This is a genomic window from Pedomonas sp., from assembly GCF_036515995.1.
Classification (GTDB): domain Bacteria; phylum Pseudomonadota; class Alphaproteobacteria; order Sphingomonadales; family Sphingomonadaceae; genus Pedomonas.
In genome coordinates this window covers 1-21,462 of record NZ_DATBUP010000029.1, presented here as the reverse complement: position 1 = coordinate 21,462, position 21,462 = coordinate 1, and the positions used below count along the sequence as shown (strand labels likewise).

Annotated in this window: 20 protein-coding genes; 10 read left to right on the top strand and 10 right to left on the bottom strand. The window is 68.0% G+C overall.

What is annotated here, in order from left to right; genetic code table 11:
- The coding region (locus tag VIG90_RS02505) for an MFS transporter (protein ID WP_331591855.1) at positions 1–578 on the bottom strand (578 nt) is incomplete at its 3' end.
- Between the two features lie 218 nt (positions 579–796).
- Here VIG90_RS02505 and VIG90_RS02500 point away from each other — a divergent pair.
- Positions 797–1,996, top strand: coding sequence for an aromatic ring-hydroxylating oxygenase subunit alpha (locus VIG90_RS02500; RefSeq protein ID WP_331591854.1), 1,200 nt, complete (start codon positions 797–799; stop codon positions 1,994–1,996).
- 223 nt (positions 1,997–2,219) lie between these two features.
- On the opposite strand, the gene VIG90_RS02495 is transcribed toward VIG90_RS02500, so the two are convergent.
- Positions 2,220–3,728, bottom strand: coding sequence for a YifB family Mg chelatase-like AAA ATPase (locus tag VIG90_RS02495; RefSeq protein ID WP_331591853.1), 1,509 nt, complete (start codon positions 3,726–3,728; stop codon positions 2,220–2,222).
- A gap of 255 nt (positions 3,729–3,983) precedes the next feature.
- On the opposite strand from VIG90_RS02495, the gene VIG90_RS02490 reads away from it, so the two are divergent.
- Entirely contained in the window at positions 3,984–4,634 is a 651-nt protein-coding gene (locus tag VIG90_RS02490; RefSeq protein ID WP_331591852.1) for an HAD hydrolase-like protein, read from the top strand.
- Positions 4,635–4,770: 136 nt separating this feature from the next.
- Here VIG90_RS02490 and VIG90_RS02485 read toward each other — a convergent pair whose 3' ends face one another.
- Complete coding sequence (locus tag VIG90_RS02485) at positions 4,771–6,798, bottom strand: hypothetical protein (RefSeq protein WP_331591851.1); 2,028 nt, start codon at positions 6,796–6,798, stop codon at positions 4,771–4,773.
- Positions 6,799–6,979: 181 nt separating this feature from the next.
- On the opposite strand from VIG90_RS02485, the gene VIG90_RS02480 reads away from it, so the two are divergent.
- The gene (locus VIG90_RS02480; protein WP_331591850.1) at positions 6,980–7,378 is read left to right on the top strand and encodes a hypothetical protein; all 399 of its coding nucleotides are present in this window, start codon (positions 6,980–6,982) and stop codon (positions 7,376–7,378) included.
- Between the two features lie 83 nt (positions 7,379–7,461).
- Here the strand turns inward: VIG90_RS02480 and VIG90_RS02475 are convergent, their stop codons facing one another.
- The 3 genes from VIG90_RS02475 to dapE form a co-directional block, all read right to left on the bottom strand.
- Positions 7,462–8,334, bottom strand: coding sequence for an outer membrane lipoprotein-sorting protein (locus tag VIG90_RS02475; RefSeq protein WP_331591849.1), 873 nt, complete (start codon positions 8,332–8,334; stop codon positions 7,462–7,464).
- Positions 8,335–8,559: 225 nt separating this feature from the next.
- The gene (locus VIG90_RS02470) at positions 8,560–9,132 is read right to left on the bottom strand and encodes a hypothetical protein (protein WP_331591848.1); all 573 of its coding nucleotides are present in this window, start codon (positions 9,130–9,132) and stop codon (positions 8,560–8,562) included.
- A gap of 27 nt (positions 9,133–9,159) precedes the next feature.
- Entirely contained in the window at positions 9,160–10,329 is a 1,170-nt protein-coding gene (gene dapE, locus VIG90_RS02465) for a succinyl-diaminopimelate desuccinylase (protein WP_331591847.1), read from the bottom strand.
- A 382-nt stretch (positions 10,330–10,711) separates the two neighbouring features.
- Here dapE and VIG90_RS02460 point away from each other — a divergent pair, with 382 nt between their 5' ends.
- A complete protein-coding gene (locus VIG90_RS02460; RefSeq protein ID WP_331591846.1) occupies positions 10,712–11,185 on the top strand; it encodes a cupin domain-containing protein in 474 nt (157 codons plus the stop codon).
- Positions 11,186–11,301: 116 nt separating this feature from the next.
- Here VIG90_RS02460 and VIG90_RS02455 read toward each other — a convergent pair whose 3' ends face one another.
- The 4 genes from VIG90_RS02455 to VIG90_RS02440 form a co-directional block, all read right to left on the bottom strand.
- Positions 11,302–11,697, bottom strand: coding sequence for a VOC family protein (locus VIG90_RS02455; protein ID WP_331591845.1), 396 nt, complete (start codon positions 11,695–11,697; stop codon positions 11,302–11,304).
- Between the two features lie 277 nt (positions 11,698–11,974).
- Positions 11,975–12,436, bottom strand: coding sequence for a DUF1203 domain-containing protein (locus VIG90_RS02450; protein ID WP_331591844.1), 462 nt, complete (start codon positions 12,434–12,436; stop codon positions 11,975–11,977).
- Between the two features lie 173 nt (positions 12,437–12,609).
- Complete coding sequence (dapD, locus tag VIG90_RS02445) at positions 12,610–13,449, bottom strand: 2,3,4,5-tetrahydropyridine-2,6-dicarboxylate N-succinyltransferase (protein WP_331591843.1); 840 nt, start codon at positions 13,447–13,449, stop codon at positions 12,610–12,612.
- Positions 13,450–13,478: 29 nt separating this feature from the next.
- Positions 13,479–14,237 carry a pyrimidine 5'-nucleotidase gene (locus VIG90_RS02440; RefSeq protein WP_331591842.1) on the bottom strand — a complete coding sequence of 253 codons (759 nt, stop codon included), beginning with the start codon at positions 14,235–14,237 and terminating at the stop codon, positions 13,479–13,481.
- A gap of 250 nt (positions 14,238–14,487) precedes the next feature.
- Between VIG90_RS02440 and VIG90_RS02435 the strand changes: the two genes are divergently transcribed.
- From VIG90_RS02435 to VIG90_RS02410, 6 genes are all read left to right on the top strand, one after another.
- Positions 14,488–16,074, top strand: coding sequence for a sensor domain-containing diguanylate cyclase (locus tag VIG90_RS02435; RefSeq protein ID WP_331591841.1), 1,587 nt, complete (start codon positions 14,488–14,490; stop codon positions 16,072–16,074).
- Positions 16,074–17,351, top strand: a complete 1,278-nt coding sequence (locus tag VIG90_RS02430) for a DUF2336 domain-containing protein (protein WP_331591840.1) — start codon at positions 16,074–16,076, stop codon at positions 17,349–17,351. The genes VIG90_RS02435 and VIG90_RS02430 overlap by 1 nt, the downstream gene beginning before the upstream one ends.
- A 111-nt stretch (positions 17,352–17,462) precedes the next feature.
- On the top strand, positions 17,463–17,879 hold the full coding sequence (locus VIG90_RS02425) for a DUF350 domain-containing protein (protein ID WP_331591839.1): 417 nt from the start codon (positions 17,463–17,465) through the stop codon (positions 17,877–17,879).
- A 6-nt stretch (positions 17,880–17,885) separates the two neighbouring features.
- On the top strand, positions 17,886–18,824 hold the full coding sequence (locus VIG90_RS02420; protein ID WP_331591838.1) for a serine protease: 939 nt from the start codon (positions 17,886–17,888) through the stop codon (positions 18,822–18,824).
- Between the two features lie 54 nt (positions 18,825–18,878).
- Complete coding sequence (locus tag VIG90_RS02415; RefSeq protein WP_331591837.1) at positions 18,879–19,961, top strand: alpha/beta hydrolase; 1,083 nt, start codon at positions 18,879–18,881, stop codon at positions 19,959–19,961.
- Positions 19,962–20,148: 187 nt separating this feature from the next.
- A complete protein-coding gene (locus VIG90_RS02410) occupies positions 20,149–21,294 on the top strand; it encodes a hypothetical protein (RefSeq protein WP_331591836.1) in 1,146 nt (381 codons plus the stop codon).
- The last annotated feature ends 168 nt before the right edge of the window (positions 21,295–21,462 follow it).

Sequence of the window (21,462 nt, the reverse complement as noted above, 5' to 3'; positions counted from 1 at the left end):
ACGCTGTAGGCGGCGGCCCAGCCGTGCTGGGTGGCCAGCCACACCGTGCCCGCGCCCGCCAGCAGATTGCCGGTGCGGTAGCCGAACTGGTTCAGCGCCGTGCCGTGGGCCAGCTGGTCCGGCGGCAGGATCTCGATACGGTAGGCGTCGATGACGATATCCTGGGTGGCACTGAGAAAGGAGACGATGATCGCCCAGGTGGCGAAGCGGGCCAGATCATGCACCGGATCGCTGTGGCCGAGCTGCCAGAGCGCGCCGATCAGCAGCAGCCCCACGAGGAACAGCCAGCTGCGCCGCTGGCCCAGCAGGCCATCCAGCACCGGCAGGCGCAGCCGGTCGATGAGCGGGGACCACAGGAACTTGAGGGTGTAGGGCGTGGTCAGCCCCACGGCGAAGCCGATCGTCTTCTTGTCCACACCCACCTTGCTCAGCCAGTAGGTCATGGTGGCGAGCAGCAGCGTGAGCGGAAAGCCGCTGGAGATGCCGAGCAGGAACGCGGCAAGCGGGCGAGGGCGCAGGTAAAGCCCAAGCGCACGGGTGGCGGCAACGGGCGAGAAGGACGCGGCACGGGATGTCATGGCGATGCATCCTAACGACTCCGTGTTCCGGGAAAAGAGGCCACGATGCGCTTCGCCGCAAATGGTCGAGGCACTGACCGATGGCCCGCGCCCGTTTGCTGGGGCGTGAATGGGGGCCTGCCTGAAATGAGGGGCCGCAGGGAGGGCCGGGCTTGCAGCCCTGCGTCCGCCGGGCAAGACTGATGCCGGGTGCAATTCCCGTGCAGGGGAGGCCGGGCATGGCAGTGTCAGCATCAGTGGCAGCGTCGCATCATCGACCAACCGAAGGGCAGCTGGCGCTGGCCCGCGTCATCGCGCGGCATCAGGAGGATATTCCCCCGAGGCTGCACACGGTGGCGGCTTCAAGCTACCTCGACCCCGAGCGCTTTGGGCGGGAGCAGGAGCGCTTGTTCCGCAGGCTGCCGCTGCCGCTGGCCCCGTCCGCCCTGCTGCCCCGCCCGGGCATGGCGGTGGCGCATGACGGCCATGGCGTGCCCCTGCTGCTGACGCGGGACAAGGCGGGAGAGGTGCGGGTGTTCCTGAACGCCTGCCGCCACCGGGGCACCCGGCTGGTGGAGGCGGAGGGGCCATGCGAGGCCCCGCGACTCGTCTGCCCCTACCACGCCTGGACTTACGGGCTGGACGGCAGGCTGGTCGGCGTGCCGCGCGCCGAGACCTTCCTCGGGCTGGAGAAGGCCGAGTACGGGCTTAAACGGCTGCCTTCAGCAGAGGAGGGCGGCCTGATCTGGGCCGTGCTGGGCCGGGATGAACAAGAGCCGGGTGGGGAGGAGCCGGATTTCAGCGGGTTTCTGGGCGCGCTGCCGCCAGATCTGGACGCGCTGGGGCTGGGGGAGCACCACCTCTACGCCCGCCGCACCCATGAGGTGCGCGCCAACTGGAAGCTCATCATGGACGCCTTCCTCGAGGCCTACCACGTGCAGCGGCTGCACCAGAACACCATCGCCCCCTTCTTCGCCGACGCGGTGGCGATGACAGACCGAATCGGTCCGCACTTCCGCAACGCGGTGGGGCGGGTGGACCACGTGCAAGCCGGAGATGCGGAGGACTTTGCCCACCTGCGCCGCCTGCTCACCTTCTCCTACAGCATCATGCCCGGCGCGGTTGTGGTGGCGAGCCCTGACTACATCAACCTGATGCTGCTCTACCCCCGCGCCGTGGACTGCACGCTGGTGGAAGACTTCATGCTGATTCCGCAGCCGCCGCAGGATGCCAAGGCCGAGGACCACTGGCGGCGCTCCTTCGAGCTGCTGGACGGCGGCGTGTTCGCAGCCGAAGACTTCCGCGCCGCCACGCTGTGTCAGCAGGGGCTGGCGGCCGGGGCCAGCGACCGGGTGACGCTGGGCGGTCTGGAGCAGAGCGTGGCCGATTTCCACGCAACGCTCGAGGAGTTGCTGGGGACGCGGCCACGTCTCTTGTGACACGGGACTTCGCCAGCAATGGCCCTCCCGCATCTACGACCATGGGACGGTTGACCCACCCACGCCCGCTGTGGTTAATTCCATATAGAACAAATGTAGAACATTGGCTTTGACTGGGGCTTGGGGGAGAAGCGTAATGCAGGGGCGGGCGGCTGGTATGGAATGGGTCAGGGCGGCGGCGGCATGGCTTGCTGCGCTTCTGCATGCCGTCCTCTCGCTGTGCTCACGCGCCGGTGCCTGCCCGTCGGTAGCCCAACGCTTCGGCGATGTGGCTGCGGGTGAGGGTTTCCGCGCCGCTCAGGTCGGCCAGCGTGCGGGCGACGCGCAGCACGCGGTGATAGCCGCGGGCGGAGAGCTTCATGGTCTGGGCGGCTTCCATCAGCAGGCGGCGTCCTGCCTTGTCGGGCGCGGCCACCTGTTCCAGCAGCTGGCCGTCGGCCTCCGCATTGGTGCGCACGCCGTGGCCCGCATAGCGCTCGCGCTGCGCGGCCCGCGCCGCGGCAACGCGGGCAGCCACCTCGGCGGATCCCTCGCGGGAGGCCGGAAGGGTCAGGTCCAGCGCCGAGACCGGGGCGACGTCCAGATGCAGGTCGATGCGGTCGAGCAGCGGGCCGGAGATGCGGGACTGGTAGTCCTGCGCGCAGCGCGGCGCCCGGGCGCAGGCGCGGCTGGCGTCGTCCATGTGACCGCAGCGGCAGGGGTTCATGGCGGCCACCAGTTGCACGCGGGCGGGGTAGGTCACGTGGGCCTGCGCCCGTGCCACGGTGATGCGGCCGGACTCGAGCGGCTGGCGCAGGGCCTCCAGCGCCGCCCGCTGGTATTCGGGCAGCTCGTCGAGGAACAGCACGCCGAGGTGGGCCAAGCTCACCTCGCCGGGCCGGGCCTTGACGCCGCCGCCGGTCAGCGCCGCCATGGACGCGGAGTGATGCGGAGCGCGAAACGGGCGCGCGCGGCGGATGCGCCCGCCGTCCAGCGCGCCGCTGGCGGAGGCGATCATGGAGACCTCCAGCGCCTCGGCGGGATCGAGCGGGGGCAGGATGCCGGGCAGGCACGCCGCCAGCAGGGACTTGCCCGCGCCGGGCGGGCCGCAGAGCAGCAGGTTGTGGTTGCCGGCGGCGGCCACCTCCAGCGCCCGCTTGGCGCTTTCCTGTCCCTTCACGTCCCTGAGGTCGGGGCCGGTGGTGGGCTCTTCCACCGTGCCGGGAGTCGGCGCGGGCAGGAGGCAGTGGCCCTTGAGGTGGTTGACGAGGGCGAGCAGGTGCGGCGCGGCGAGCACTTCCAGATCGCCCGCCCAGGCCGCTTCGCTTCCCTGCGGGGCGGGGCACACCAGCCCCTGCCCGATGCCGGCGGCATGCAGCGCGGCAAGCAGCACGCCGGGCACAGGGGTGATCCGGCCGTCCAGCCCGAGTTCGCCGATGATGACATGGTGGGAGACGGACTCCGCATCCAGCAGGCCCATGGCCACCAGCAGGGCGCTGGCGATGGCAAGGTCGAAGTGGCTGCCCTCCTTGGGCAGGTCGGCCGGGGACAGGTTGACCACGATGCGCTTGGGCGGCAGGGCAAGGCCGATGGCGGTGAGGGCGGCGCGTACCCGCTCCCGGCTTTCGTTCACCGCCTTGTCCGGCAGCCCGACAATGGCGAAGGCAGGCAGTCCCGGGGAGATCTGCACCTGCACATCGACCGTGCGTGCTTCCAGCCCCAGAAACGCAACCGTCATTGCGTGCGCGACCATGCTGCCTCCCGCTCGTTGCCCCTTTGCCCGACTGTGCAAATCAAGAAACGGTCTAGCAACGATGCCGTAGTCGAATACGGCGGTATCCCCGTGGCCGGGATGCGCGAAACTGCGATGAACAGTCCGGAGGCAGGACCGTTGTGCGAGGGCGGGGCAGAATGGTATCGGCAGGAAGTTGATGCCGTAACGACTTTCCCGGCGCATCCGGGCGGGGAGGCGTGTCCCTCGGCCCCACTGCCATATTTCAGGATGCTGATGACCTACAGGCTGGTGATCTTCGATTTTGACGGCACGCTGGCTGACAGTGCGGACTGGTTTATCGGGGCGCTGAACAAAGCCGCCGTCCGCTTTGGCTTCCGCACGCTGTCCGCCGAAGAGGCTGCCATGCTGCGCGGGCGCAGCAACCGGGAGATCATTCGCTACCTTGAGGTGCCGATGTGGAAGATGCCGATGATCGCCCGCTTCATCCGCCGTCTGGCGGTGGAGGAGGTGGCCTCCATCCGGCTGTTCGCCGGTGCGGAGGACCTGCTGCGGCGTCTTCAAGCCGCTGGCATTGGCGTGGCCATTGTCAGCTCCAACACGGAGGCGACGATCCGGCAGGTGCTGGGGCCGGACACCGCGGCGCTGGTTGACGTGTACGAGTGCGGCGCCTCCCTGTTCGGGAAGGCCGCCAGGTTCCGGCGGGTGCTGCGCCGCACCGGCATTTCGCCTGCGGAGGTGATCTCGATCGGCGATGAGGCGCGGGACATGGAGGCTGCGCGGCAGGCAGGCGTTGCGGCGGGCGCGGTGACGTGGGGCTATGCCACGCCGGCCCTGCTGCAGAGCTGCAAGCCGGACGTCCTGTTCGCGTCCGTGCCTGAACTGGCGGACAGGCTGACCTCGGGGCGGCGCATCAAGGTGGCGTGACCCTGTTTCGCGGGGCCGAGAGTTCTTCGGTAGATCTCAAGCTGATGTTGCGTGCGTGGCCTGCCGGCGGGGCGGGCGCAGGAGGCGTGTGCCTCCCGCACCGATCCTCCCGGCCCTTCTCCTCAGCCGCAAGAGCTTAATAATGCCACTGCAACTTCAACTGGAGGAAGTCGTCGTCGCCCGCGGGCCACAGGATGTCGCGGGTGGAGACGCTGGTGAAGAAGCGCCCGTCAAGGCTGATGCGCAGGTTCTGCCCCAGCCGGCGGGAGGCCTCGATTACGAACGCCTTGGACTTGGTGTCCAGATCGAAGATGGCACCACCCAGAATCTCGGTGGAATTGATGTCGTTGCCGCTCCAGCGGAAGCCCGCGAAGATGTCGTCGTCATAGGGCGAGACGTTGGAGAAGGGCGGGAAGCCGGGCAGCAACGGCGTGCCCTTCCCGCGCTCGTCGTACAGATACTCGGCCAGCACGCCGAGGTCGGCCCCGCCGGCGCTGACGCCGTAGAACGTGTATTCGAAGCCGGCGGCGAAGGCGGCGTAGTCCTCCACCGGATCCCAGCGGTGGATGCCCTCGAATTTCAGCAGCCACGAGCCCAGCGTCGCCTGCAGATCGATGCCGACCTGATCGATGAGGTTGTAACGCGGGATGAGTTCGGGCCGCCCCTGGGTGTTGAAGGACAGCAGCAACTGCGGATCGCGCGAGACGCCGGAGAAGTAGGACAGTCCGAGGTCGATCGGCCCTTCGCGCAGGGACCAGCGCAGCGCCCAGTCCGGGTGCCAGTTGTTGTCGCCGGATTCGTACTGGGTGAGGGTGCGATTGACCTTCACCGGCAGGTTGGGCCGGTCCTCGCCGGTCGGGAACAGGCGCTCGCGGAAGTAGGGCATCAGGAAGGCGCTGAAGGTGCCGAAGCGGGTGGTGTAGGCGGCGGAGATCAGCGGCTGACCGAGGTAGTCCTCGAAGTCCACGTCCTCGAGCGTGTCCACCTGGTTGATGATATTCACCAGATGCACGGCTTCGGTCACGCCCCAGAAGCGGCGGTCAACGCCAAGGGTCAGCTCCAGCGGGCCGAAGACGCCCACGTACTTGGCCTCGCGCACGTCCGCATGGGTGCGGTTCTCGGTCACCGTGTCCACACGGGCAAAGCCGGTGAAGCGCAGGAACTGGCTACCGCCCTTCCAGCTGTATTCGATGGTGGGCTCCATCGCCATGGAGCCGATCAGATGGTCGGGCGCACCGTCGCGGCTGTCCTGGGGGAACCAGCGGCCCTCCGCCTCGAAGAAGCCCCACAGATTGAGCGGCGAATCGCCGGAGGGCGGGGGCGGGAGCTCATCGCCTTCCTGCTGCAACGGCTTGGCATCGGCGGGCTCGGCCTGCGGCCGGGCACGGCCGGGAGCCTGCTCCGCGCCACCCTGATCTGGTTCGCCCTGATCTGGTTCGCCCTGGCCTGGTTCACTCTGGGCTGGTTCTGCTGGCTGCATCGCCCCGACGGGCTGTTGCGGCGCTGCCAACTGGACGATGTGTGCGTTGGGCGCCTGCGGAGCCTGAACAGCGGAAGACGCGAAGGGCGGCGTCATGCCCGCCGGCGCGGGCGCTTCCAGCTGGGCGGCAGCCACCATGGCTGGAACCGGATCGGTATTGGGGGCGAAGTCCAGCACAAGTCGCTCCTGCTGGCCACCGCGGCCGGGCAGGAGGAATTGACGGGCCAGCGCGGTGGGCTTTTGAAACCGCAGAGTGACTTTGGAGATAGATGGCGAACCCTCGCGGGCAAGGCTGACCTGCAAACCGGGAATGCGCCGGGGCAGGGCGCGAAGCTGGGCCTCTGCCCGGGCGGACAGGGGCGCGTCGAGCTGGAGGGTCCATGCCCGCCCGTCGGCAGAGAGCGTGGGGCGGATGTTCATGGCCTGCGCAGCGCCCGGCCGCGGAACGTGGAGGTCGAACACGATGCGCGCCCGCTGCGGGGCCGCTGGAGTGGCGGATGGGTCTGCGCCGTTCTCATGAAGGGCCGCGCGCACCTGCAGGACCTCGGCAGTGGCGGCGGTGGCGATGGCGGCTTGGGCAGCCGCGGAATGACCGGCTCCCGGCAGCCCGATGCCGAGAACTCCGGATCCCATCAGAAAAGCAGCAAGCCCCCTGTACATGGTCAGCCAGCGGTTTACGGCCATGATCGCGCCCCCATCCATGCCCCCGAATTGCAACATCTGTCGGGCAGTGTGCCGTACGACCGGTTGCAGGTTGGTAAAGCATACACATTGGACGCTGTGCCACTTGCAAAGGCGTCAACGCGTCCGCATGTCAGTCGCTCCGGTGGCGCGAGGTCGAAGGCGAGGGAGAGGGCCAGGAAGGATGCTGCTCTTTGCCGAGATCTGGCGCTGGACCAAGCTCATCCTCGGGTGGGTGCTGATGGTGGCAAGCCCGCTGGTGGGCGGACCGCTGCCGGGGCCGTTCGGCATCATCGGCTTTGCGGCGGGCCTCATTCTGGTGCTGCGCAACTCGCGCTGGGCGCGGCGCATCTTCATCCGCATCAAGCGTCGGTATCCCAGAACCCTGTCTCCGGTGCGCCATGCCCTGCGGCCGGGAGCCAACCTGCCCGCCATTCTGCGGCGCACCTGGACACGGGTGTGGGTTGCCCTGCGCCGCCGCTGGTCTCCGAGGAAGCGCCAGGCCGGGCCGGAAGCCGATGGCGCGGCTTCGCCTGTCGCCAGCCCCGCCGCCCCGGTGGACGGGGGTCGGCGGGACGGCTGATTCTGCTCTTATTTTCTGTTGGTCGCACCTTTGTTCAGCGCAGGGTGTGCCACCCTGCTCGAAAGCTGCTCTTAAGGTCTCTCCTACTGGCGGGCGAGGCTGGTTTCGGTGAAGTCGTTGGGGCTGAGGCCGGTCTTCAGCTGGAACGGTCCCCAGGTCAGGCGCGTGGTCTTGCCGGTCTGATGATTGACCATGTTCATGTCGTGGGCGCGCCAGAACTTGTTCTCGTACTGCTTCCATTGGGAGGAGGTCAGCGTCTTGAGCAGCTTGTTGCGCTTGTCGTAGTAGTCGACCCGCTGCACGCGCAGCTCGGGCTGGTCCATCCACACGACCTGCCGGGCGTAGCCGGAATTGCTGTAGGTCGGCACACGCTCGATGACGTGGCAGGTCATCTGGCCGCAGGGCTCGTCCTTCAGCCACTTGTAGGTGAACTTCTCGATCTCGGCGGCGGCGAAGTCCTCGTAGGCGAACTCGGAGCCCATGAACGGGCCGGAACGGTTGGCCGAGGCGATGCGCTTCACCCGCTTGAGCGCGGGCAGGTAGATCCACTGGTCGTCATTGCCCGTCACATGGTTGTAGGTGAGCAGCGCCGTGTTCTGCACGTCCTTGGGCGCGCGGAAGACGATGAGGCTCTTGTCCCCGTCCGTGCCCTGCGTGCGCTCCAGCGCTTTGGAATCCAGTTCGCGCACGGCGCGCTGCTGACCGTCCTTGGTGCCGAGAATCATCTTGAGGGAGGCGCGGCTGTCTACCCAGCCGGTGTCGCGCTTGTCGGCCTCGACGGCGATGGCCTTGCCCTTTTCCTCAGCGGATTGGGGGGCGGATTGGGCCTGGGCGGGCGCGGCGGCGGTCACGAGCGTGGCGGTTGCAACGGTGGCGGTCAGGGCGGCCGTCGCCACGGCCGTCATGGCGTGGCGGGGCAGGAAAGCCAGATGGGACTGGAGGGCAAGACGGAACATGGGTCTTCCTTTCGGTCGTCTGCGCAGAACTGGGCCTCAGCTCCCGTCGCGGAGGAGACTTTCGCAACCGGACGAGCGCGCTTGAGGCAGCGCGGTTCTGGGCCCATACCCCAAAAAGGGTGTATCCCTCGTGAACGTTCCCGTTTTTTGGCCCGCTCTCCGGATGATGCAGCCAGCGGGCGGCCGGGCGCAGGGTCTCCGGGCCGCCCGGTCGGCGGATCAGGCTCAGTGCATTGCGAACTGGAAGCCGTGCACCAGCAGGCGGCCGACCAGCTCGTCCAGCACGACAAAGCCGACCGCCTGTATCAGCGTTGCCCCGAGCGCGATGCGCAGGATGTAGACCTCGACGGAGATAAGGAAGAGGCCCAGCCCCAGATACAGCATGGCGAACAGGCTGGGCGGCAGCGCGCCGCCCCCGGCCAGGAGGAGCAACGGCATGACGGCCAGCTGCTTGAACAGGCGCAGCCAGTTCAGCACCATCAGCGTGGCGAGCGTGCCACGGGTAAGCATGAGCAGCCGCGCGACGAACAGGAACAGCACCACATAGGCCAGCCATCCCGCCGCGAAGACGAGGATGGACTGCCACAGGCTGATGGCCTTGCTGCCCTGACCTGCGGCCAGCATGGCGAACATCTTGGCGTTGATGGCGAACGGGGCGGCCGCGAACGGCAACGCCGACCACGACTGCCAGAAGCCGTACCAGCCGAAGTCGAAGCGGGCAAAGCCCTCGCGGCGGAACCGGCAGAGTTCCGCGATGCCGAGAAGCGGCTGGGCGACAGCCTGATAAACGCTGGTCACGGTGTCGGAACTTTCTGTCGGCACTCTTTAGGGCGCGGTGTGCCCGAAATAGCGGTTGAGAAGGGTTTCGTAGATGTCGGTAAGGCGGACCACGTCTTCAACCGCCACCTTTTCATCGGCCTTGTGCATGGACTCGCCCACGAGGCCGAACTCCAGCACCGGACACATGCGGCGGATGAAGCGGGCATCGGACGTGCCGCCGGAGGTGGACAGCTCCGGCGTGCGGCCGGTGTGGTGCTGAATGGCCTCGACCACCAGATCGGACAGCAGGCCCGGCGGGGTGAAGAAGCTCTCTCCGGACACACGAATGGCGATGTCATGCCGGGGAGCCTCCTCCGCCACGAGACCGCGCAGCCAGTCGGACAGGGACTGGCCGGTATGGCGGTCGTTGAAGCGGATGTTGAGCCGGGCGGTGGCGCGGGCCGGAATCAGGTTCTCGGTGGGGTTGCCGACGTCGAGGTTGGTGACCTCGAGGTTGGAGGGGTCGAAGAACTCGGTGCCGGTGTCGAGCGGTTCGGCCTTCACCCGGTCGAGGATGCGCACGAGGCGGGTGATGGGGTTGTCCGCCCGGTGCGGGTAGGCGACGTGGCCCTGAATGCCGTGCACGGTGATGGTGGCGTTGAGGCTGCCGCGCCGGCCGACCTTCACCATGTCCCCGAGCTGGCGGGCGCTGGTGGGCTCACCGACGAGACAGTGGTCGGGGCGGTGGCCGTGGGCCTCCATCCAGTCCAGCACCTCGGTGGTGCCGTGGCGGGCCGGGCCTTCCTCGTCTCCGGTGATGAGCAGCGAGATGGAGCCCTTCGGGCCGCCGGACGTGGCGAGATGTCGGCGCAGCGCCACGAGGAACGCGGCGATGGAGCCTTTCATGTCTGCCGCGCCGCGACCGATGAGAAAGCCCTGATCGATTGTTCCGGCGAAGGGATCGACGGTCCAGCCGTTCGAGTCTCCGGCGGGCACCACGTCGGTGTGTCCGGCGTAGCAGAAGTGCGGGCCGGACTCGCCGAGGCGGGCGTAGAGGTTGTCCACCGGCCCGTCCGGCGCTTCGCCGAACGGCAGCCGCCAGGTGGAAAAGCCGAGGCTTTTCAGCTCCCTTTCGACAACGTCGAGCGCGCCTGCATCCGCAGGCGTAACCGAGGGACAGCGAATCAGCTCTTGGGCAAGAGCAACGGAATCAGAAGACGAGGCGCACTCAGACATAGTGGCATCAGTGGTAACGAGCGGCGGGGGCGTCGTCAAAGGCTGAGGTGGGCTTTGCGGGCAAGAGATGCGCCCGATCGTGGGGCGGGAAGCGAACGGCTGGCCGGATGGCCGCCAAAAAGAAGGCGCGCCGAGCGGGGAGGCCGGCGCGCCAAGGTACATCAGGGTGGGAGAGCCCTTGCTGGGGCTGTCATCACCCTGTTTAGGGCCTGTGGCGCAGGCCGCCTTGATCCGCCTCAAATGGGCTCAGATTTCGTGACGGTTTTGCAGGCTGACCTGAAAATCAACCGTAAGGCCTATTCCGGAATGATTATCCCGTTGCCTTGGCGCGAACTGTGCTGGATGCTTTGGCCTTACCTCATCGGGGCGGGAGAGGGTTTCCATGGCGAAGATCGATCTGGGTCAGGCTCCGGTACGGGAGGGCTCGGGCTATCCGGCGCCGTTCCACGAAATGGCGGAAGGCCGGACCAAGTGGCAGCTGGGCGATGCAGGCGGCCTCAGCGATTTCGGCGTCAATCTGGTGGAGCTGCCGCCGGATTCCTGGTCGAGCCAGCGTCACTGGCACGAGGGCGAGGACGAGTTCGTCTATGTGCTGGCGGGCGAACTGGTGCTGGTGACGGACGAGGGCGAGACCGTGCTGCGCTCGGGCGATTGCGCGGCCTTCCCCAAGGGCGTGGCCAATGCGCACCATATGGTCAACCGCAGCGATGCGCCGGCCATCTATCTGGAGGTGGGCACCCGCCTGCCGCAGGCCAGCCCCTGCCATTACCCGGACGTGGACCTGTGCTACGACCCGGAGCGCGGCGGCTACCTGAGCAAGGATGGCATGCCCTATCCGAAGCGGGTCATGGCCTGAACGGGAGCGAGTCGCGCGGCAGCGTCTCATGGCGTGAGCGGTGCCGGTCAGGAGGAACCGATCTTCGGACCGGCCAAGCTCGGGCAGCGGGTGACGCACGCCAGACGGGCCCGTTCTCAGGGCAGGTTTAGCTGCCAGGAGACGCCGTAGCGGTCGCTGACCCACGTGAACAGGCGGCTGAAGCCATAGTCGCCAAGGGGCATAAGGACGATGCCGCCCGCCGACAGGGCGGCGGCGATGGAGCGGAGTTCCTCTTCCGAGGACATGTCCACGAACAGGGACATGGCCGGGGTGAAGGTGAAGTCATGCTGGATGGCGCTGTCGATGCACATGATCGTCAGGTTGCGGATGAAGAATGACGCGGTGCGCACGGACCCTTCCACACCGGCTTCGCCGGGGCCGTAGCGGGTGATGTCGATGACGCGGGAGTCGGGAAAGAGGGAGACGTAGAAGTTCATCGCCTCCTCCGCCTGCCCCTGGAACATCAGGAACGGTTTGACCGCCTTCACCATGCCGCGCCTCCCATGAACACCTTAAACGCTCTTCGCTTCTCACATCTGGCGCGCGGCGGGCTTCTCTCAAGCGGGAGGGTGCGGCGGAGGCGGAATTCCTCAAAAGAAAATGGCGCGCCGCGGGGAGGCGGCTGCGCCAAGGTTCAGGGAGGGTCGCTGTTTGACCGCCCCCTTTATCCGCTGCCTGGCATCGGCCTGCCTTGAGCGAGATCAATCCGCTGTCCGCCTGTCGGATATTTGAATCGGGAACGCCGGGACCAGTGCGAGAAGAGCGGGATCAGGCGCGATCGGCGCGGCAGGCGTAGCAGCCGCGCCGGGCATGGTGCAGATGCAGGTAGGCGATCTGAGGGTTCTCGAAGAGCCGCTCGATCAGGGACTCGAGGGCGGCGCCTGCGGCCACATCCGCATCGAGCATGATTCCGGCGTCATTGTAGCCGCGAACCGAATAGAGGCGCGGGCGCATTTCGGGCGGTACCATATTGGTGAAGACGGCGGTTTCCCGCGCGGTTTCCCGGACGAAGATCGGCCCGGTGGCGCGGTAGGGCGTCGGGCCGGTCAGGTGGGGGTAGCTGAGCAGCAGCACCGGCTCGCCCGGAGTGGCGTCTCGCAGGCTGAGGCGGCAGGGAAAGCCCGGCTCGGCCACAAGGCGCAAGACATTCTGCCGGCGCAGCACGGCGTCCGGCTGGCCGAACAGGGGCGTGAAGACCTCGATCGGTAATCCTGAAAGCTGAAATCCCATGGTGCCCTCCCGAAGGTGGGTTCGGGATAGGGGAGGCTCGCTGGTGGTAATATCCGATTCTTGCGGGTGAATTCAGAAGGGCGGGCAAGGCCGTGGCCCGCTACAAGGAAAGGCCCGCCGCGCGAGGGTTTCGCGGGCGGGCCCTTTGGTCGGCGTCAGAGCGCCGGGTGCGATCAGTCGCGCAGCAGCTCGTTGATGCTGGTCTTGGAGCGGGTCTGGGCATCCACGCGCTTCACGATGACGGCGCAGTAGAGGTTCGGACCCGGCGTGCCGTCTGGCAGCGGCTTGCCCGGCAGGGTGCCCGGCACCACGACCGAGTAGGCCGGAACCCGGCCGACGAAGACTTCGCCGGTGGCGCGGTCGATGATCTTGGTGGATGCGCCGAGGTACACGCCCATGGAGAGCACGGCGCCTTCCTCGACGATCACGCCTTCGGCCACTTCCGAGCGCGCGCCGATGAAGCAGTTGTCTTCAATGACGACCGGGTTGGCCTGCAGCGGCTCGAGCACGCCGCCGATGCCGACGCCGCCCGACAGGTGCACGTTCTTGCCGATCTGGGCGCAGGAGCCGACGGTGGCCCAGGTGTCCACCATGGTGCCCTCGCCGACGTAGGCACCGAGATTGACGAAGCTCGGCATCAGCACCGCACCCGGCGCGATGAACGCGCCGCGACGCACGAACGAGCCCGGCACGGCGCGGAAACCGGCGGCCTTGAACTGCTCGGCGCCCCAGCCTTCGAACTTGGACGGCACCTTGTCCCACCAGGCGGTGGACTGGCCGGGGCCGCCGGGGATCACTTCCATGTCGTTGAGGCGGAAGGAGAGCAGCACCGCCTTCTTCAGCCACTGGTTGACGACCCAGTCGCCATCCACCTTCTCCGCCACGCGGCGCTGGCCGGAATCGAGGTCGCTGAGGGCGGCCTCAACGGCGTCACGCACCTCGCCCTTCGTCGCGGCGCTCACATTGGCGCGGTCTTCCCAGGCGGCGTCGATGATGGATTGAATGTCACTCACGCGAAAGTTCTCCTGTTGATAAGTTCGGGTCACGACGCCGGGGCGGGCGTGACGGGAATATCGGACAGCCCAATTCCTGACAGCCCAATTCCGGACAGCCAGGCCGGGACGTCGATGATCTCGAGGTCGATGTAATCGGGGCTGGCGTTGAGGCCTCCCTTCTCGGAGCCGTTGTTCACCCACACCGTTGCCATGCCGCGCGCCTTGGCGGGCAGGAGATTGCGGGCCATGTCCTCCACGAACACGGCGCGGCTGGCATCGATGCCGTGCTCGGCCAGCAGCTGGTCGTAGGGGGCGTCATGGGGCTTGGGCACGTAGTCCGTGGCCACGATGTCGTGAATGGCCTCGAAGTGGGCGGCAACGCCCAGCCGCTCAAGCACGCGGCGGGCGTAGGGCGCATCGCCGTTGGTGAAGATGAGCTTGCGGCCGGGCAGGCGCTCCAGCGCGCTGGCCAGGGCGGCGTCAGGGCCGACGACGGTCAGGTCGATATCGTGAACGTAATCGAGGAACAGGCGAGGGTTCACGCCGTGATAATGCATCAGGCCGCGCAGGGTGGTGCCGTAATCCAGGAAATACTGCTTCTGGAGCGCGCGGGCCGCCACGGGGTCCAGCGACAGCAGCTCCATGATGAAGGCGGTCATGCGCTGGTCGATCTGGGCGAACAGGTTGGCGCGCGGGTGGTAGAGGGTGTTGTCCAGATCGAACACCCAGGTGTCGATCCGGTCAACGTCCAGCACGCCCCGGGCTGCGGGGGCGGGCGAAAACTCAAGAGGTCTGGCGGCAGTCATGACCGTGTGCGCGTTCCATCTGTCCTGTTCCTGCCGGCATGGGCCGGAAGGGCGGCGGTTTCGATTCCAAGGCGGAAGTTCGCACCCGTCGCGCCGCATCAAGCGCCCGTTTAGCAGGGGGGCGGCGGCGTGTTAAGTCCATGCGTCTTTAAATGCCCGCGAAGCCGCGCTCTGCCCTGCTGAAAAGTTACGGACTTAATTGTTCCGGCGATTTAGCGACTGTTAAGCCATGGCGGGTACAAACTGATTCATGCTCGAAATGGCCTTCCCCTCCGCACATCAGGATTCGGCGCCGGCCAGTGCGCCGGCGGTCATGCCGCTGTCGTCGCTGGTGACGCTGGTGGACGATCCGCTCGGACCCTCGTGGGCCATGGACGGTCAGGGCCGCCTCCTGATGCGCAACGATGCGGCTTCGCTGCTGCTGGGCGACCCGGCAGCCTGGTCGCAGCTGGAGCGGATGGCGGCGGAGGTGGCTGCAACCGGTCTGTCCGGGCAGACGCAGGTGGACATCGGCGGCAGCGTGCGGCGGCACTTCACGGTGCGGGCGCGGCAGGTGGCGGTGGAAGACGGGCGGCAGGCCGTGTGGTGCCAGGCGCTGGAAACCACGGTGAAGGACCAGCTGATCGAGGCGCTGCGCGAATCCCGCTCCATGTTCAAGAGCCTGACCGAGGCGGTGGGCGACTTCGCCTGGGTGACGGATGGAGAAGGGCGGTTTGCCTACGTGAGCGGGGGCGTGCCCTCCGCGGGCCTTGCCGCGTGGGACCTGACCGGGCGGAAGGTGAGCGATCTGGGCGACGAGGCGCTGGCGTGCTTTGCCGTACGGGCGCCGACCCCGCCGCGCGACGTGCGGATTCGCACGCCGCTGGGGCGGACGGTGGTGCTTTCGGTGGCGGCGGTCCCGGTGCTGAACGGCGGCGAATGGGCCGGGGCGCGGGGCATTGCCCGTGACGTGACCGAGCAGCGCCGTGCCGAGCGGCTGCTGGAGGATGCGCGCAAGCGCGACCGGCTGTTGCGGCAGGTGCTGGACGGCATCCACACTGGAACCGACCCGGCTGCCATGCTGGAGAACGCCGCGCGCGTGACCCGCAGCGCCTTCGAGGCGGAGGTGTGCCGGATTCGCTTCGGCGAGGATGTGATCGAGGACGGCCAGCTGACCACCCGCAGGCCCGGCAGTGCGCAACGGCTGCGCTCCGAATGCCGGTTCCAGGGCGTGAAGGTGGGCCGGGTGGAGGTGGAGCGCGGCGAAGGCGGCTGGGATCCGGAGGATCTGGCACTGCTGGAGCAGATCGCGGTGCATGTGGCCATGGCGATTGCGCAGGCCAACCATCTGCGCACGCTGGAGCAGCTCGCCCGCACCGACGGCCTGACCGGCCTGCACAACCGGCGCGCGTTCGAGGAAGTGATGGCGCAGCGGCTGTGTGCCGGCCGCAATGCGGGCGGTGCGCTGCTGCTGATCGATCTCGACCACTTCAAGCAGCTGAATGATACCGGCGGTCACGCGGCGGGGGACGCGGCTCTGTGCGGCGTTGCCCGGATGCTGCGCGAGCTGGCCGGGCCGAACGACGTGGTGGCCCGCTTCGGCGGCGACGAATTCGTGATGTGGCAGGCGGACGTGGATCTGGAGGCCGCAGGGCAGACGGCGCAGGCGCTGATGAGCGGCATGGAGGTCATCCGCCAGTCCGCCGGTGCGGCGCGGCTCAGCGCCTCCGTCGGTTTTGCCGTCAGGCAGGATGGGCAGGAGCCGTTGCAGGCCCTGATGCGACGGGCAGACGGCGCGCTTTACGAGGTAAAGGCGCAGGGACGCGGTGGCTATGCGGCAGCAAAGGGAGCGACCTGATGCGTTGGGCGACGCCTGCTGGAACAACGCCGCCGGAACAGCCGCGCCCCCGTGCGCAGGGGAACGCGACGCCTGAGGTCAGGCGCGCCATCGACATCCTGACGGCGGGTGACGAGGCAGCGCGCGAGCGACTGGCCGCCGGGGCCTCGACGCCGCCGGAAGTGCTCTATTACCTGGCCGAGGAGGGCAGCCCGAAGGTGCGGGCGGTGGTCGCCGCCAACAAGGCCGCGCCCCATCTGGCCAACCGCCTGCTGGCGACGGACAAGACGCAGGAGGTGCGCGAGCAGCTCGCCCGGAAGGTCGCCCGCCTGCTGCCGGAGGCCAGCCAGGCGGACAACCGCCGGGCGCAGGCCCACGTGATGGCGGTGATCGAGGCGCTGGCGCGGGACCAGACGCCGCGCGTGCGCATGATTCTGGCCGAGGAGATCAAGTCCAGCCCCCAGGTGCCCCATCAGGTGGCGCTGCGGCTGGCGCAGGACGACGAGCTGTCGGTGAGCGGCCCGATGCTGGCCTGCTCTCCGGTGCTGACGGAAGAGGATCTGATCGGGATCATCCGCACCTGTCCGACACCGGGTGCGCGGGCGGCGATTGCCGGGCGGCAGCACGTGAACGAGCGCCTGTCCCATGCCATCGTGCAGTCGGCGGACGCGGCGGCGGTGGCGGCGCTGCTGGCCAACCCGAGCGCGCAGATTCGCGAGGATACGCTGGACGCCATCCTGGAGGCCGCCCCGGCGCAGGAGACCTGGCACCAGCCGTTGGCGCTCAGGGACCATCTGCCGGTGACGGCCATGCGGCGCATCGCCGGATTCGTGGCAGCAACGCTGGTGGAGCAGATGATCGCCCGCAATCAGGTGGAGCCGGAGCTGGCCGGGGATCTGCTGGCACGGGTGCAGCGGCGGCTGGACCATGCGGGCCGGCTTTCGGAGGCGGACAACACCGCCGCGCAGGCGGCGGCGGTGCTGAGCGCCGGGCGCTTCTGCGATGCCTGGGTGCGGCGCACCCTGTCGGAGGGCAAGACGGCGCTGGTGACGGCGGTGATCGGCCTTGCCGCCGAGGTGGGTATTCCGGTGGCGCAGCGCATCATGGCCAGCAAGTCATCCAAGGCGATCATGGCGATGTGCTGGGCGGCGCAGCTTTCCGCCGTGACGGCGGAGCGGCTGCAGCGGCTGGCGGCGGGCATCCCCGAGCCGGACCGGCTGGCGCAGGCCAAGGGCGGCCTCTACCCGCTGCCCGCCAGCACGATGACCAAGATCCTGGACAGCTACCGCACCGCCTGAAGGCGGCTGCCTGTAACCGCAGGTAATTGCAGGCGGGGCGTGGCTCCTGCGTGCACTCTTTTGATGGGCCGTGCGTTCTTCTCAGGGAACGAGGTTTGTCGAGAGTGAGCCATGACGCCCGTGGTCGAGAGTCTGCTTCAGGGCGTGCCGGTGCTGTTGCTGCATCTGGCAGTCTCCGTTTTCGTGCTGCTGGCGGCGTTGGGTATCTACATGACGATCTCACCGCACCGGCAGATCCCGATGGTGCGGGCGGGCAACACGGCGGCGGCGGTGGTGCTGGGCGGCACGGCGGTCAGCCTTGCCATTCCGCTGGCCTTCTGCCTTGCCGGGGCGGTGAACGCCTGGGACATCCTCCTGTGGGGAATCGTGACGCTGACGGTGCAGGTGATCACCGCCGTGCTGGTGGACCTGCTTATCCTGCCCAACCTGCCGCGCCGGATTGCCAGCGGGGACATGGCGGCGGCGGCGCTGGTGACGGGCCTCAAGCTGGCCATGGCGGCGCTGCTGGCTGCCTCCGTTGCGGTGTGATCCGCCATGCTGGAGGGTCTGGGCCGTCTGGTCGGTGGCGTACTGCGCCTCGTGTTCCTGCTGCTGGCAGTGGTGGTGGCCGCCCATGAGTTCGCGCCCGATACCGTGATGCGGATGCAGCGCCCCGGCCTCTGGGTGCGCGGGCCGGACGAGCTGGGAGACGGAAACGCCACGCCGCGCCGACCGGACCGGGAGGAAGAGGAAGACGAGCCGGGCGGCATCCTGTTCCAAGTGGCGGATCCGGCGCGCAGCAGTTCGCTTGGCACCGCCTTCAAGGTGGGCGGGGGCACCCTGTGGCTCACCGCCAACCACGTGGTCAGCCAGTGCGACACGGTCGGCCTCGACATGGGAACGTTCCATGCGGCCTCGGTGGAGCCAGGGCGCAGCATTCCCGAGGCGGACGTGGCCGCCATTCACCTGCTGGCCCATGTGCCGCAATCTCTGGCGCTGGCATCGACGCCGCCCAAGCGGGGCGATGTGGGCTACCACATGGGTTTCCCGCGCGGTCACCGCGCCGTCGTCATCAGCCGCTACCTGGGAGAGGCGGAGGTCGCCATCGGCAGCCGCACGCGCAGTCCGGTTCTGATGTGGGTGCAGAAGCAAAGAGTGCCTGACTTCAGCGGGCCGCTCTCCGGCATCAGCGGGGGCCCGGTGCTGGACAGCCGCGGCGCGCTGGTGGGCGTCAACATCGCCTACAGCGAGCGGCGCGGACGCATTCTGACGGCACCGCCCGATGCCATTGCCGCGCTGCTGGTGGCGGAAGACGCCGTGACCTTCAGCACCGCCGCCGGACAGGCCGCCCGGCCCGAGATGGGGGGCCTGCCGGAAGCCGATTCCGGAAATGAGCCGGATCTGCAGGCGGCTGCGCTGGCCGCAGCGCAGGCGGCCAGGGCGCTGGAGCGCGCCGGAACCCTGCGCCGGGTGTTCTGCCGGGTGAACGACTAGGCCAAGAGATCAGCGCGCCGGGTTCTTATGCCTGTGTCATCATCGGAAACGGAGATGGCTCGTTCTTCGCAGATGGTCCGCAAGCATGAGAAGGAAACCGCCATGCCGGAAGCATCGACCCACAGCGAAGGCCGGGGCGCAACCACTGCCGCAACTGCTCCCGTCTCCGGCACGGCCGTTCCACGGCTGGAGCGCACGACGCAGGCGTTCGTGGACGGTCTGGCCGGAAGCCCGCCCATCTACACCCTGTCGCCGGAGGACGCGCGCAAGGTGTTGCTGGATGCACAGGCCAGTCCGCCCCTCGGAGCGCCCGGCGCGCTCGCGCGCGCCAGCATCGAGGACCGGGAGCTGCCGCTCGGCCCCACGGGCACCACGCGCATCCGCATCATCCGCCCCGAGCGGGCACGGAGCCGGTTGCCGGTCATCCTCTATTTCCACGGCGGCGGCTGGGTGCTGGGCGACAAGACCACCCACGACCGGCTGGTGCGCGAGCTTGCCGTGGGCGTGAATGCAGCGCTGGTGTTCGTGGATTACGAGCGCTCGCCGGAGCACCGGTACCCGGTCGCCATCGAGCAGGCCTACGCCGTGACGCTGTACGTGGCCGAGCACCCGGAGGAGTTCGACGTGGACCCCGCCCGGCTGGCGGTTGCCGGAGACAGCGTGGGCGGGAACATGGCCGCCGTCGTCGCGCTGCTGGCCAAGGAGCGGGACGGGCCACCCATCAAGGCGCAGGCGATGTTCTACCCGGTGACGGACGCTGCCATGAACACTGCCTCCTACGACACCTTTGCCGAGGGGCCGTGGCTGACCCGCAAGGCGATGGAGTGGTTCTGGGATGCCTACCTGCCCGACGCCAGCCGGCGGGGAGATATTCATGTCTCGCCCCTGCGCGCCGCCGAGGAGCAGCTGACCGGCCTGCCGCCTGCATTGCTGATCACGGATGAAAACGACGTGCTGCGCGACGAGGGCGAGGCCTATGCCCGCAAGCTGGCCCGGGCGGGTGTGCCGGTGACTGCCAGACGATACGACGGCACCATCCATGACTTCATGCTGCTGAACCCGCTGGCAGAAACCGCGCCCGTGCGCCGCGCGATCGCCCAGGCGAGCGACTTCCTGCGGGACGCGCTGGAGGCGTGAGCCGTCTTCGCGGCGCTGGAATCGCCCGCAGCACGCAGCATCGGGCCGGAAATATATTCGCCAGCCCGGGCGTTTCTGCGTCGCCCCGCCCTGTGGATGACGGTATTCATTGCGAGTAGGTCATTGCTCAGGGGGGGGCGTGGTGAAGGCAGTGAGGGCTTCCTGGTCCGTTATGCTGGCGTGCGCTGTGCTGGCTGTCGCAGGACAGTCGGCTCCGGTGTTCGGCCGGGAGGCGGAGACAATCATCGTCACGGGCGTACGGCTGGAGGAAGCCCTCGCCGATCTGGAGACATGCCTGGCGGCCGGGTGTCCGCCGCTTGAGGACATGCAGAAGACCCTGCGTGCCGCCGAGATCATGGTGGTGGACGGCGATTACCGGAGCGCCAGCGGGCTGCTTGAGAAATCAATCGGCCGTAACAACCGCCATGCCGCCAAGCATGGGGAGGCCGTTGCGGGACTTTACCGCGCCCACGCGCGCGTGAACCAGCACATGGGCGAGGGCGATGTGTATCGCCGTTCGACCCACCAGATGCTGTCATCCTTGCGCGCCGCATTTCCGGGCACGGATACCAGGGTGCTGGGCGGACGCCTTGAGGTAGCGGGCATGCTCGTCCGGCTGGGCGATCTGGACCTGGGCCTTCGGGCGTACCGGTCGCTGAAGCAGGATGCGGAGAAGGCGGGCCAGACGAAGCTGGCGGCTATTGCCGATCTGCGGATCGCATGGGCCTATCTGGTGTGGGGGAAGACCTACCGGGCTCGGCCGCAACTGGAGTCTCTGGCGGCGCATCAGGACCCGGATGTGCGCCTTGCGGCGAAGGTCATGCTGATGCGCCTCGATCGAATGTCAGGCAGGAACGCCTCGATGGATACGCTGCTGGCCGCCGTTCGGGAGCAGGCATCCAGCGCAACCGGGCCTCAGGTGTTGCACTGGTCTCCCCCGATGGACCTCAGCGTGCGCCCGAGGGGCACGAACACGGGCCTGAACGTCTCGGGCATCAGCGCGGATCTGGTTGCCGCGGTTGCGGTCGAGAACAAGTGGATCGATGTGGGCTTCTGGGTCACGCCCGACGGGCGGGTGAGCGAAGCGGAAGTGCTGCGCATGTCAGATAGCGGAGGGGCGTGGCACGATATCGTTTTGCGCTCGGTCGAGGGGCGGGTGTACTCGCCCGTGCAGGCGGCAGCGGGCTCGCCCGGCCGGTATCATGTGGAGCGCTTCACGCTCACCTCGCTGTGGGAAGAGCGCACCGGCAGCCGGCTGCGCAGCCGCTCTTCCTCCCTGCGGATCGAGTCGCTCGATCTGACGGTGGATGAGGACGCGCAGGCCGGAACCTAGAGTTGCTCGCACTTTCTTAAGCGCAGGGTATTTCACCCTGCTCGAAAGCTGCTCTGGCGCCGGACGGGGCGGGGACTGGTTGGATCAGATTATTGTAGCTTTATGATTTTTGCAGGGGACTGAGTCCCTGCATCCGTTCGTTTGATCGGGCCGCGTTTCAGAAGCCTC